Annotated in this window: 12 protein-coding genes; 7 read left to right on the top strand and 5 right to left on the bottom strand. The window is 70.3% G+C overall.

What is annotated here, in order from left to right; genetic code table 11:
* The first annotated feature begins 265 nt into the window (after positions 1–265).
* Entirely contained in the window at positions 266–562 is a 297-nt protein-coding gene (locus ACFU9P_RS01405; RefSeq protein ID WP_376386989.1) for a hypothetical protein, read from the top strand.
* Positions 563–657: 95 nt separating this feature from the next.
* Here the strand turns inward: ACFU9P_RS01405 and ACFU9P_RS01400 are convergent, their stop codons facing one another.
* Positions 658–2,247 (bottom strand): MDR family MFS transporter, encoded by a 1,590-nt coding sequence (locus ACFU9P_RS01400; RefSeq protein WP_384077893.1) that lies wholly within the window; start codon positions 2,245–2,247, stop codon positions 658–660.
* A gap of 94 nt (positions 2,248–2,341) precedes the next feature.
* The gene (locus tag ACFU9P_RS01395) at positions 2,342–3,055 is read right to left on the bottom strand and encodes a TetR/AcrR family transcriptional regulator (protein ID WP_384077892.1); all 714 of its coding nucleotides are present in this window, start codon (positions 3,053–3,055) and stop codon (positions 2,342–2,344) included.
* Between the two features lie 323 nt (positions 3,056–3,378).
* On the opposite strand from ACFU9P_RS01395, the gene ACFU9P_RS01390 reads away from it, so the two are divergent.
* Together ACFU9P_RS01390 and ACFU9P_RS01385 are read left to right on the top strand one after the other, a co-directional pair.
* On the top strand, positions 3,379–3,582 hold the full coding sequence (locus ACFU9P_RS01390; RefSeq protein ID WP_041994569.1) for a cold-shock protein: 204 nt from the start codon (positions 3,379–3,381) through the stop codon (positions 3,580–3,582).
* A gap of 351 nt (positions 3,583–3,933) precedes the next feature.
* Positions 3,934–4,359 (top strand): pyridoxamine 5'-phosphate oxidase family protein, encoded by a 426-nt coding sequence (locus tag ACFU9P_RS01385; protein WP_376382057.1) that lies wholly within the window; start codon positions 3,934–3,936, stop codon positions 4,357–4,359.
* A gap of 109 nt (positions 4,360–4,468) precedes the next feature.
* On the opposite strand, the gene ACFU9P_RS01380 is transcribed toward ACFU9P_RS01385, so the two are convergent.
* Positions 4,469–5,134: a histidine phosphatase family protein gene (locus tag ACFU9P_RS01380; RefSeq protein WP_376382055.1), complete on the bottom strand. Its 666-nt coding sequence runs from the start codon at positions 5,132–5,134 to the stop codon at positions 4,469–4,471.
* 179 nt (positions 5,135–5,313) lie between these two features.
* Here ACFU9P_RS01380 and ACFU9P_RS01375 point away from each other — a divergent pair, with 179 nt between their 5' ends.
* Positions 5,314–5,568, top strand: a complete 255-nt coding sequence (locus ACFU9P_RS01375; protein WP_384076996.1) for a type B 50S ribosomal protein L31 — start codon at positions 5,314–5,316, stop codon at positions 5,566–5,568.
* 119 nt (positions 5,569–5,687) lie between these two features.
* On the opposite strand, the gene ACFU9P_RS01370 is transcribed toward ACFU9P_RS01375, so the two are convergent.
* Positions 5,688–6,146, bottom strand: coding sequence for a MarR family winged helix-turn-helix transcriptional regulator (locus ACFU9P_RS01370; RefSeq protein ID WP_384076993.1), 459 nt, complete (start codon positions 6,144–6,146; stop codon positions 5,688–5,690).
* Positions 6,147–6,305: 159 nt separating this feature from the next.
* Here ACFU9P_RS01370 and ACFU9P_RS01365 point away from each other — a divergent pair, with 159 nt between their 5' ends.
* Positions 6,306–7,502 (top strand): MFS transporter, encoded by a 1,197-nt coding sequence (locus ACFU9P_RS01365; RefSeq protein ID WP_384076990.1) that lies wholly within the window; start codon positions 6,306–6,308, stop codon positions 7,500–7,502.
* A 65-nt stretch (positions 7,503–7,567) separates the two neighbouring features.
* Positions 7,568–8,392, top strand: coding sequence for an aldo/keto reductase (locus tag ACFU9P_RS01360; RefSeq protein WP_384076987.1), 825 nt, complete (start codon positions 7,568–7,570; stop codon positions 8,390–8,392).
* A 72-nt stretch (positions 8,393–8,464) separates the two neighbouring features.
* On the opposite strand, the gene ACFU9P_RS01355 is transcribed toward ACFU9P_RS01360, so the two are convergent.
* Positions 8,465–9,211, bottom strand: a complete 747-nt coding sequence (locus tag ACFU9P_RS01355; RefSeq protein WP_384076985.1) for a FadR/GntR family transcriptional regulator — start codon at positions 9,209–9,211, stop codon at positions 8,465–8,467.
* 298 nt (positions 9,212–9,509) lie between these two features.
* Here ACFU9P_RS01355 and ACFU9P_RS01350 point away from each other — a divergent pair, with 298 nt between their 5' ends.
* On the top strand, positions 9,510–10,838 hold the full coding sequence (locus ACFU9P_RS01350; protein ID WP_384076982.1) for an SLC13 family permease: 1,329 nt from the start codon (positions 9,510–9,512) through the stop codon (positions 10,836–10,838).
* Positions 10,839–10,860: the final 22 nt, after the last annotated feature.

Raw genomic sequence — 10,860 nt, 5'->3', positions numbered from 1 at the left:
GCCGCGGAAGCGCCTTCCCGGCGGTCCCGCACCCGTACGGTCTCTCACCCGGCGTTCCGCCGATACGGCCGGTGGGCGGAGGGGGCGACGGGCCCGGAGCCCGTCGCCCCTTCCGCGTTGACTCCCGCGTCCACCCGGGCGCACTCGAATGCAGCATCGACGGTGACGCGGTTGTCCCACGGCTCGTTGGGGTGGCGACATCAGCCCGGCAGTGCCCGTGGACCGGACGGGCCGCGCCGGCTCCGAAGGACGACCGGAGAGAGCCATGACGACTGCACACGCTCCCCACCCCGACCACACCCACCAGCACGGTGGCGGCTGTGGCCATGTGGCCGTCCCGCACAACGACCATGTGGACTACGTACATGACGGCCATATCCACCATATGCACGGGGACCATGTGGATGAGTGCGAGCCCGGCAGCCACGCCCCGCACGGCGGCCACGCACACCAGCACGGCGAAGGGTGCGGGCATGTGGCGGTGCCCCACGACGACCATGTCGACTATGTGCACGACGGACACCGGCACGCCGAGCACGAGGGCCACTGGGACGACCACTGAGCGGAACGCACAGGGCCCCGGCCGCACCCGCGAGGGAGCGACCGGGGCCTGAGTCCGTGACCCGCCCGCCGGACCGGAGCCGGAGAGCCGCCGGGTCAGCCCACTGGGGCGGGCGGAACCGCCGGGGCGTCTGCGCCCGCATCGGCGCCGCTGCCGGACGGCCCCTGCTTGCTCTCCTCCGCGAGCCGCTCCATCCCGCTGGTCGTCTTGAGCGGCTTCTCCTTGACGAAGAGCACCGCGATCAGCGCCAGCGCCGCGAACGGGGCCGCGACCAGGAAGAGTTCGGCCGTGGCCACTCCGTACGCGTGCTGCACGATCTCCCGCATCGGCGCGGGCAGCGTGGAGATGTCCGGTACGGCGCCCTCGCCCGAGCCGCCGGACGCCGCCGCCCCCGAGCCGCCCAGGCTCTTGGCCATCTCGGCCGTCACCCGGTTGGCGAGGATCGCGCCCAGCACGCTCGTACCGATCGTTCCGCCCATGCTGCGGAAGAACGACAGGACCGAGGTGGCCGCGCCCAGTTCGGCCGCGGGCACATCGTTCTGCGCGGCGAGCACCAGGTTCTGCATCAGCATGCCGACACCGATACCGAGCACCGCCATATAGACGCTGAGCAGGCCGAAGCCGGTGTCGGCGTCGATGGTCGCCAGCAGCGCGAGACCGCCCGTCATGATCACGGCACCCGCGATCAGATGGATCTTCCACTTGCCGGTGGCGCTGATGATCTGGCCCGCGACCGTGGAGGACACCAGCAGACCGAGGATCATCGGCAGACTCATCAGCCCCGCGATGGTGGGGGACTTGCCCAGCGAGATCTGGAAGTACTGCGAGAGGAAGACGGTGCCGCCGAACATCGCCACACCGACCAGCAGGCTGGCCAGGGTGGTCAGGGAGACCGTGCGGTTGCGGAAGATGCCCAGCGGAATGACCGGCTCGGGCACCCGCCCCTCCACGAAGACCGCGGCCACCAGCAGCACCACGCCCGTACCGGTCAGCGCGGCTGTCTGCCAGGACGCCCAGTCGAACTCGTTGCCCGCCAGCGAGGTCCAGATCAGCAGCGCGCAGACTCCCGCGACGATCAGGAACGCGCCCAGATAGTCGATCTTCACCTCACGGCGCACCGTGGGCAGCCGCAGGGTGCGCTGCAGGATCAGGATCGCGGCCAGCGCGAACGGCACCCCGATGAAGAAGCACCAGCGCCACCCCAGCCACGAGGTGTCCACCAGCAGACCGCCGACCAGCGGCCCCGCCACCGTACCGACGGCGAAGACCGCGCCGAAGATCCCCGCGTACCTGCCCAGCCGCCGGGGCGGGATGACCGCCGCCATGACGACCTGCGCGAGAGCGGTCAGACCGCCCGCGCCGATGCCCTGGACGACCCGGCTGAAGATCAGCAGCCCGACGCCCTGCGAGAAGCCGGCGAGCAGCGACCCGGCCACGAACATGGCGAGCGAGATCTGCAGCAGCAGCTTCTTGTTGTAGAGGTCGGAGAGCTTGCCCCACAGCGGCACGGTCGCCGTCATGGCGAGCAGTTCGGAGGTGACGACCCAGGTGTACGAGGACTGGCTGCCCCGCAGATCGGTGATGATCCGGGGCAGCGCGTTGGCCACCACTGTTCCGGCCAGGATGGCCACGAACATTCCGGCCATCAGCCCTGACATGGCCTGAAGGATCTGCTTGTTGGACATGGAGGTCGGCGCCTGTTCCGGCGCGTCTATTGCACTCAAGGTGTCCTTCTTCGGGGTACGTACGAGGAGACGGAAGTCGGTGGGCAGGGGAGGGTCAGCCGGTCGGGGACGGCTCCGGGAGGCCGGTGGCGGGAGGGGGCTCCGGGAGGCCCGCCGCGAGATGGGCGAAGACGCTCCGGAGCACCTCGGGGAAGTCGGCGCCCGGCCCCTGCGCGCACCAGTGCTCGATGGCCACCCGGGCGGCGGTACCGGCGACGGCGGCGAGCAGCCGTGAGTAGAGATCGGGCCCGGGGGCGCCCGGACCGTTCTCACAGCTCCCGGCCGCGGCCGGTGGCTCCTTGCGCGGGGCGCGCGAGCCGATCCGTACGGCGATGGTCTCGGCCATCTCGATTTCCTCGGCCATATGCGCGCCCAGGCCCCGCACCAGCAGTTGCGGCGAGCGCTGGAGCACCTTGGCCCGCAGGGTCCAGATCTCCTGCCGCTCGGCCACATCGACAAGTTCGGTGGCGAGCGCCTCGCGTACCGCGTCGAGCGGCGACAGTCCGGCGGGTGCCTCCCGTACCGCCCGCCGCACCCGCTCCCCGGCGTCCCGGTCGATCATGACGAACGCGTCGTCGTGGCTGTCGAAGTAGTTGAAGAACGTACGCGGCGAGACCCCGGCGGCCTCGCTGATCGCCTCGACCGTCACGTTCTCGGCCCCATGTTCGGCGGCCAGCCGCACCGCCGCCTCCGCCAGGGCTGCCCGGGTGGCCCGCTTCTTCCGCTCGCGGAGCCCAGGCACCGCACCGTCGTCCGTCACATATTGCAGGGTATGCAAAAGTGCAGGATCTGCAAAACTGGCTTCGGCCGTAGGTCGTACGGGCCGGCTGACCGGGGTGCGGCGATCGCTGAGCGGGTTGGGCCGATCGCGGTCCGGTACACGCCACGGGCGCAAGAGTTGGTCGTTTCTGTGGCTGTATCGCTTCGGGCCCTGTAGCGTCTTGATCAGCTGTCGTGGTTCCGAAGTACCGCTCGCCCGTGACGTGCCGTCACGGGCGTTTGTGCTGTTCAGCGTCTCTGCGGACCAGGGCGATCACCTCCGGTTCCCGCACCGTGCGGGAATCACGCGTCCCTTGAAACGGAGACTGAGCAATGGCCAGTGGCACAGTGAAGTGGTTCAACTCGGAAAAGGGCTTCGGCTTTATCGCCCAGGACGGCGGTGGCCCCGACGTGTTCGCGCACTACTCGAACATCGCGACGTCCGGCTTCCGTGAGCTCCAGGAAGGCCAGAAGGTCACGTTCGACGTCACCCAGGGCCAGAAGGGCCCCCAGGCGGAGAACATCCTTCCCTCGTAACGCATAACGCGTACGCGTAGTACGGCGTCCCCGAAGGCCTGAGAGGGCCGGGACGACAAGGGCGCCGGGGGGGGGGGGGGGGGGTTTGCCGCCAGCGCGGTCGGTGCGGGGCCTGGTAGCTCCGTCGCCCGTAGCGCATCCGAGTGGACGAGCGAGGAGCAACCGGCGCGGGTGGGTCAGGGAAACCCCCCCCCCCCCCCCCCTCCGCCCTCCGTTTTTCCTCCGTACGGCGGCGCGTCGCCGCCACCCGGACGGAGCGGCTGCCCATGCTGAGGGGGCCGCCGCCCGTACCCGGGCGGACCGGCGCGTACCAAGGCGTGAGCCGTGCACAGCACAGACGGAGGAAATCCCGTGGCCCTGACCCGAGAAGAGCGCGAACAGTTCCTGGCCGAGCCGTACATCGGCGCGCTGGCGGTGAACGCGGCGGACGGCCGGGCTCCGCTCACCGTCCCCATCTGGTACCAGTACCGGCCCGGCGGCGACCTCTGGATCATGACGGGCAGTACCTCGCGCAAGGGGCGGCTCATCGAGGCGGCGGGCCGGTTCTCGCTGCTCGCCGACCGAACCGAGCCCACGATCCGGTACGTCTCGGTCGAGGGCCCGGTGACCGCCACCGAGCCCGCCACCCGCGACCAGGTCCGGGAGATGTCGGCCCGCTATCTCGCGGCCGACAAGGTCGACGCCTATGTCGACCTCGCGATGCGTGAGTACCGCGATCAGGTGGTGATGCGGATGCGGCCCGAGCACTGGTTCTCGGCCGACCTCGGGCGGCTGTGAGCGTTCTGAGCGTTCCGGGTGTTCTGGGCGGTGCGAGCCGGCTCCGAGCGGCGGTTCCCTCGCCTGTGCCGTCGTACCGCCGCTCGCGCCGCCCGCCGTCCCGCCGCCGTCAGGCGACGTTCTCCTTGTGCTCCTTCTCCCGGTGCTCCTTCTCCCGCGCCGTGGCGCGCAGCAGGCCTTCGGGGAGCGCCAGGTTCCAGGCCGTGATCACCGGCCGGCCGTGCTCCGTGCCCAGCCGGCAGACGGTCCCGGTGGCGAGCAGGAAGAGCGCCCCGGCCGCCGGGGCGAGCCCGAGATAGCGCGCCGTGAGCACCCGGAGGAAGTGGGCGTGCGAGACGAGGGCGACATCGTCGTCACTGGAGTCGAGCGCCTTGAGGGCCTCGGCGAGGACACTGTCCGCGCGGTGCCCGACATCCGCGGGACTCTCCCCGGGCTGGCTGGCGGAGCCGGGCACGACGCCGTCGGTCCAGAGGTCCCAGTCGGGCCGGGTGCGGTGGATCTCGGCGGTCGTGATGCCCTCGTACCCGCCGTAGTTCCACTCCCGCAGATCCGGGGTGACCCGGAAGGTGCCGAGGCCGGCCAGCTCGGCGGTGCGCCGGGCGCGGGTCATGGGGCTCACGAGCGTCAGACCGATACGGCGCTCGCTGAGCAGCGGCACGAGCGAGCGGGCCTGGTTCTCACCGCGCTCCGTCATCGGGAGATCGGTGTAACTGGTGTGCTGCCCGGAGAGGGACCAGGTGGTCTCTCCGTGCCGTACAAGGATCAACTCACCCATGAGTGCCGCCCACTTCCTGCTCTCCGCGCGCGTTCCGCCGGGGGCCGCCACGGGCCCGCCACACCCAGTGTCCCTTCTTTCGGTGTCCGGTACCCGGCGGGAATGCCACCGGCGGGCGTCGCGTTACACGGACGTACCACTTGATGGAAGCGAATTCCACCATCAGGAAGGATTCCCGTATGAAGCCTCGTATTCACCCTGAATCCCGTCAGGTCGTCTTCCGGGACCGTGCCGCGGGAGCCGCCTTCCTGACCCGTTCCACCGCGGACTCGGCGGAGCGGGTGGAGTGGGAGGACGGCAACACCTACCCCGTCATCGATGTCGAGATCTCCTCCGCCAGCCACCCCTTCTACACCGGCAAGGGCCGCGTCGTGGACACCGCGGGCCGGGTGGAGCGCTTCGAGCGCCGCTACGGCAAGGGCGGGCGGAGCTGACCGTACGGTCGTACGGGCGGCAGTCGTAAGCCGTACGAAGCGTGCGAAGGGCCGGACAGGGACCCGAAGAGGGTTCGCTGTCCGGCCCTTCCGCGTGTGCGGAGACGTTCCCCGGCGGGTCAGGCGGTGGTGTCGAGGGACTCGACCGTCCTGACCAGGGGCGCCAGTTCGGGGTTCTTGGCCGCCTCGTCGAGGGCCTCCCGCAGTGCCCGGTCGTTGGTGGGCCGCGCCTGTTCGAGCAGCCGCAGCCCCTCCTCGCTGACATTGGTGTAGATCCCGCGCCGGTCGGTCGGGCAGAGGTAGCGGGTCAGCAGACCGCGGTCCTCCAGCCGTGTGACCAGGCGCGTCGTGGCGCTCTGGCTGAGCACCACCGCGTCGGCGACCTGCTTCATCTGGAGATGGCCGCCCTCGCCGTCGTGCTGACGGCTGAGAACGTCGAGCAGTGAGTACTCCCGGACGCTGAGGCCGTGCCCGGCCTGGAGCACGCGCTCGATATGCCCCTCGATCCTCCCGTGCAGCAGGGAGAGGGCGCACCAGCCCTGGGCAAGACCCGTCAGCGCGGTGTCCGTGGCGGTCATGGCTTCCTCCTGCGGGCGAGGCGAGGGCGTACGGGGCCCCTGAGCCACCCAGGATAGGACATTGCCGCAATATACCGCGCTTGCAAATAGTCGGCGTGTGCAAGTATTGTCTTCGCGTGTAAGCCGCATGTGCAATCGTCTGGGAAGGCCAAGAAACCCATGCCACTCGCGCTTCTCGCCCTGGCCATCGGGGCGTTCGGGATCGGCACCACCGAATTCGTGATCATGGGACTGCTCCCCGAGGTGGCCGACGAGTACGGCGTCACGATCCCCACCGCCGGGCTGCTGGTCACCGGCTACGCCCTCGGAGTTGTCCTGGGCGCCCCGCTGATGACCGCCCTCGGCACCCGGATCCCGCGCAAGCGGATGCTGATGCTGCTGATGGGGCTGTTCGTCGCGGGCAATGTGCTCTCCGCGCTCGCACCCACCTTCGGGGTGATGCTCACCGGACGGGTCGTCGCCTCACTCGCCCATGGCGCGTTCTTCGGGATCGGCTCCGTCGTGGCGGCGGGCCTGGTCGCGCCGGAGAAGAAGGCCGGTGCCATCGCCATGATGTTCACCGGACTCACCGTCGCCAATGTCGTCGGCGTACCGCTCGGCACCTTCATCGGACAGAACGCCGGCTGGCGGGCGACCTTCCTCGTCGTCGCCGGACTCGGAGTGCTCGGGCTCGCGGGGATCGCCGGGCTGGTGCCCGAGCAGCCCCGGCCGGAGGGCGTACGGCTGCGCCACGAACTGGCGGCCTTCCGCAACGCGCAGGTGCTGCTCGCCATGGCGATGACCGTGCTCGGCTTCGGCGGTGTCTTCGCCGCGATCACCTACATCACCCCGATGATGACCGAGACCGCCGGATTCGCGGACTCCTCGGTGACCTGGCTGCTGGTGCTCTTCGGCATCGGCATGGTCGGCGGCAACCTTCTCGGCGGCCGGTTCGCCGACCGGCGGCTGATGCCGCTGCTGTATGTGACCCTGGGGGCGCTCGCCGTGGTTCTCGCGCTGTTCACGCTCACCGCTCACCACAAGATCGCGGCGGCCGTGACGATCGTACTGATCGGCGCCCTCGGTTTCGCGACCGTACCGCCGCTCCAGAAGCGGGTCCTCGACCAGGCGTCCGCCGCGCCCACCCTGGCCTCCGCCGTCAATATCGGGGCCTTCAACCTCGGCAACGCGCTCTCCGCCTGGCTCGGCGGCATCGTCATCGCCGCGGGCTTCGGGTACACCGCGCCCAACTGGGTAGGCGCGGCGCTGGCGGCTTCCGCACTCGTCCTCGCGGTCGTCTCGGGCGCGCTGGAGCGCCGTACGCCCGCTGTCACTGAGCGCTCCGCGGACGACCTCGTTACGTTGGAAAAGGTGTGACCCCCGCGCTCGTACCCGCCGAGAAGCAGCTCGTACACGCTACGAAGCAAGAGAACAGGAACACCATGACTTCCGTCCCGAACGTCGTCCTCAACAACGGCGTCAAGATCCCCCGGCTCGGCTTCGGTGTCTTCCAGGTCGACGACGCGCAGACCACCGACGCCGTCCTGACCGCTCTGGAGGCGGGCTACCGCAGCATCGACACGGCGGCCGTGTACGGCAACGAGGAAGGCGTCGGCCGCGCCATCGCCTCGTCCGGAGTGCCCCGCGACGAGCTGTTCGTCACCACCAAGCTGTGGAACAGGAACCAGGGGTACGACTCGGCCCTCGCCGCGTTCGACACCAGCCTCGCCAAGCTCGGTCTGGACCGGGTGGATCTGTATCTCATCCACTGGCCCACTCCGGCGCGTGACCGCTATGTCGACACCTGGCGCGCGATGGAGAAGCTGCTCGCGGACGGGCGGGCCCGCGCGATCGGCGTGTCCAACTTCCAGCCCGCCCATCTCCAGCGGCTGCTGGACGAGACGGGTGTGGCGCCGGTCCTCAACCAGGTCGAGCTGCACCCCGGCCTCCAGCAGGCGGTACTACGGGATTTCCACGCCCAGCACGACATCGCGACCGAGGCGTGGAGCCCGCTGGCGCAGGGCGCGCTCCTCCAGGAGGAGGCCATCGCGGAGATCGCGGCGCGGCACGAGAAGTCGCCCGCGCAGGCCGTGCTCCGCTGGCACCTCCAGCTCGGGAACATCGTGATCCCCAAGTCCGTCACGCCGGCACGGATCCGCGAGAACATCGATGTCTTCGACTTCGAGCTGTCGGCCGGGGACATGGATGTGCTGGCGTCGCTCGACCGAGGGCTGCGGACCGGCCCCGACCCGGACACCTTCAACTGAGGCGAGGGCCAGGGCCTGAGAGCGGGTGCGGCCGGGGTGCGGGGCGGGCGCGGGCCGGGGCGGTGCCGCTGATCAGGAGGCGTCGGGCCGGATCTGGGGCGGGACGGCCGGCTGGGCGCCGTCGTCCGGGTTCCAGTCCAGCAGGCGCACCTTCGCCACCGTCCGCACATGGCGCCGCATCGCGGCCGCGGCCGCCTTGCCGCGCCCGGCCTCGATCGCTTCGAGGATGGCCCGGTGCTGTGCCAGTGACCGCTTGGGGCGGCCGGGCTGGCGCAGGGATTCGGTGCGGCTCTCGGCGATCTGGCCCGCGATGGAGCGCATGAACTCCGCCAGCAGACCGCTGTGCGCGGCGGCGGTGACCGCGGCGTGGAAGAGCCGGTCGCCTTCCGTTCCGTACCCGCCCGCCTCGATCTCGTCGGTCATCCGGTGCAGCGCGTCGTACAGCGCGGCGAGATCCTCTTCCGTGCGCCGCTCGGCGGCGAGTTCGGCGAGTTTGGTCTCCAGCGCCTCACGCGCCTCCAGCACCTCGGGGAGCAGTCGCTTGCGTTCCACCAGCCGCTCGACCGGCTCGGGATCGAGGCCGTTCCTCGTCAGATAGGTGCCGCCGCCGTGCCGTACCTCGACCAGGCCCTGGACCTCCAGGACGACTATCGCCTGCTTGACGGAGGCACGGCTGACCCCGAGGCGCTGCGCCAGCTCCCGCTCGGCCGGCAGCCGGTCACCGGCGCCGAGGTTCCCCTCGATGACATAGCCGCGCAGCCGGTCGAGGACCTGTTCGTACAGCCGTGGCCGGGTCATCGGCCGCAGTGCGTCGGACATCCGGACCCACCATCCCTGCCCTCATGGGCCTTTGGGTTCTGAGTGCGTCAGCGTATCGCGTGGTCCAGTGGCTGAGCCAATTCGTGTCGGGTCCCTTGACGGTCGCGACGGCCGACGGCCAGTGTGGTTCAGCCACTTGGCCACTGAGCCACTGGGCCAGTCATCCAGTCATCCACTTGTCCGGTTGTTCTGCGGGCCGGTTGGTCACTCGGCCGGCCGGGACGGCCGGACGGTTGGACGGCCGGACGGCTCGTCAACTCCGCCACGTACCAGGGACCCAGGGACGGGAGCCCCCGCCATGTCCGCCGAACTCATATCGATCCTTGTCCTGGTGGCGGTCTTCGTGATCGCCACCACCCGCTCCATCAATATGGGCGCGCTCGCCTTCGCCGCGGCCTTCGGCGTCGGTGAGCTGGTCGCCGGTCTCGACGCGGACGGCATCTTCGCCGGCTTCCCCGGCGATCTCTTCGTGGTGCTCGTCGGTGTCACCTACCTCTTCGCCATCGCCCGGGCAAACGGCACCACGGACTGGCTGGTCCATGCGGCGATCCGGCTGGTCCGCGGCCGGATCGCGCTGATCCCCTGGGTGATGTTCGCGGTCACCGGCGCGCTGACCGCGATCGGGGCCGTCTCCCCGGCCGCGGTGGCGATCGTGGCGCCGATCGCGCTCAGCTTCGCCGCCCGGTACGGGATCAGCCCGCTGCTGATGGGCGCGATGGTGGTGCACGGCGCGCAGGGCGGCGGGTTCTCGCCGATCAGCATCTACGGTTCGATCGTCAACGGCATCGTGGAGCGCGAGAAGCTGCCGGGCAGCGAACTCACCCTGTTCCTGGTCTCGTTGGCGGCCAACCTGGTCATTGCCGGGATCGTCTTCGTACTGCTGGGCGGGCTCAAGCTCACCGGCGCGCCGTCCGGCGGGCAGTCCGGCGGGCAGTCCGGTGGTGCGGCCCGGCCCGGCAAGAAGCCCGGCAGGAAGCCCGGCGAGACGGACCAGGCCGCTGACCGGGCGGCCGACCCGGAGCGCGCCCGCCTCACCCCCGCCCGTACCGCCACCCTCGCCGCCCTGGTCGCGCTCGTTGTCGCCGTCCTCGGCTTCGACCTGGACGCCGGGTTCTCCGCCATCACCCTCGCCGTCCTGCTCAGCGCCTGCTGGCCGGAGACCAGCCGCCGGGCCGTGGGCGCCATCGCCTGGCCCACCGTGCTGCTCATCTGCGGAGTCCTCACCTATGTCGGTGTCCTGGAGGAGATGGGCACCATCGACTACGCGGGCAACGCCGTCGGCGACATCGGCATCCCGCTGCTCGCCGCCGTCCTGCTCTGCTACATCGGCGCGGTCATCTCGGCCTTCGCCTCCTCCGTCGGCATCATGGGCGCGCTGATCCCGCTCGCCGTACCGTTCCTCGCACAGGGCGAGATCGGCGCGGTCGGCATGGTCACGGCGCTCGCGGTCTCCGCGACCGTCGTCGATGTGAGCCCCTTCTCGACCAACGGCGCCCTGGTGCTGGCGGCGGCGCCCGACGTCGACCGCGAGCGTTTCTTCCGGCAGCTGATGGTGTACGGAGGGATCGTGGTGGCGGTGGTACCCGCCGCCGTCTGGCTCGTCCTGGTCGTGCCAGGCTCCGTCTGACCGGTCAGACTCGTCGACAGCA

This window comes from Streptomyces sp. NPDC057617 (assembly GCF_042800555.1).
In the GTDB taxonomy this organism is placed as follows: Bacteria; Actinomycetota; Actinomycetes; order Streptomycetales; family Streptomycetaceae; genus Streptomyces.
The sequence above is the reverse complement of the archived record's forward strand: the minus strand, read 5'-3'. Positions and strand labels throughout refer to the sequence as shown.

Bases quoted from the DNA above. Each gene is read 5' to 3' on its own strand.
- ACFU9P_RS01375 (WP_384076996.1), top strand. From the start codon at position 5,314: ATGAAGCCTCGTATTCACCCTGAATCCCGTCAGGTCGTCTTCCGGGAC.
- ACFU9P_RS01405 (WP_376386989.1), top strand. From the start codon at position 266: ATGACGACTGCACACGCTCCCCACCCCGACCACACCCACCAGCACGGT.
- ACFU9P_RS01360 (WP_384076987.1), top strand. From the start codon at position 7,568: ATGACTTCCGTCCCGAACGTCGTCCTCAACAACGGCGTCAAGATCCCC.
- ACFU9P_RS01380 (WP_376382055.1), bottom strand. From the start codon at position 5,134: ATGGGTGAGTTGATCCTTGTACGGCACGGAGAGACCACCTGGTCCCTC.
- ACFU9P_RS01370 (WP_384076993.1), bottom strand. From the start codon at position 6,146: ATGACCGCCACGGACACCGCGCTGACGGGTCTTGCCCAGGGCTGGTGC.
- ACFU9P_RS01350 (WP_384076982.1), top strand. From the start codon at position 9,510: ATGTCCGCCGAACTCATATCGATCCTTGTCCTGGTGGCGGTCTTCGTG.
- ACFU9P_RS01365 (WP_384076990.1), top strand. From the start codon at position 6,306: ATGCCACTCGCGCTTCTCGCCCTGGCCATCGGGGCGTTCGGGATCGGC.
- ACFU9P_RS01400 (WP_384077893.1), bottom strand. From the start codon at position 2,247: ATGTCCAACAAGCAGATCCTTCAGGCCATGTCAGGGCTGATGGCCGGA.
- ACFU9P_RS01355 (WP_384076985.1), bottom strand. From the start codon at position 9,211: ATGTCCGACGCACTGCGGCCGATGACCCGGCCACGGCTGTACGAACAG.
- ACFU9P_RS01390 (WP_041994569.1), top strand. From the start codon at position 3,379: ATGGCCAGTGGCACAGTGAAGTGGTTCAACTCGGAAAAGGGCTTCGGC.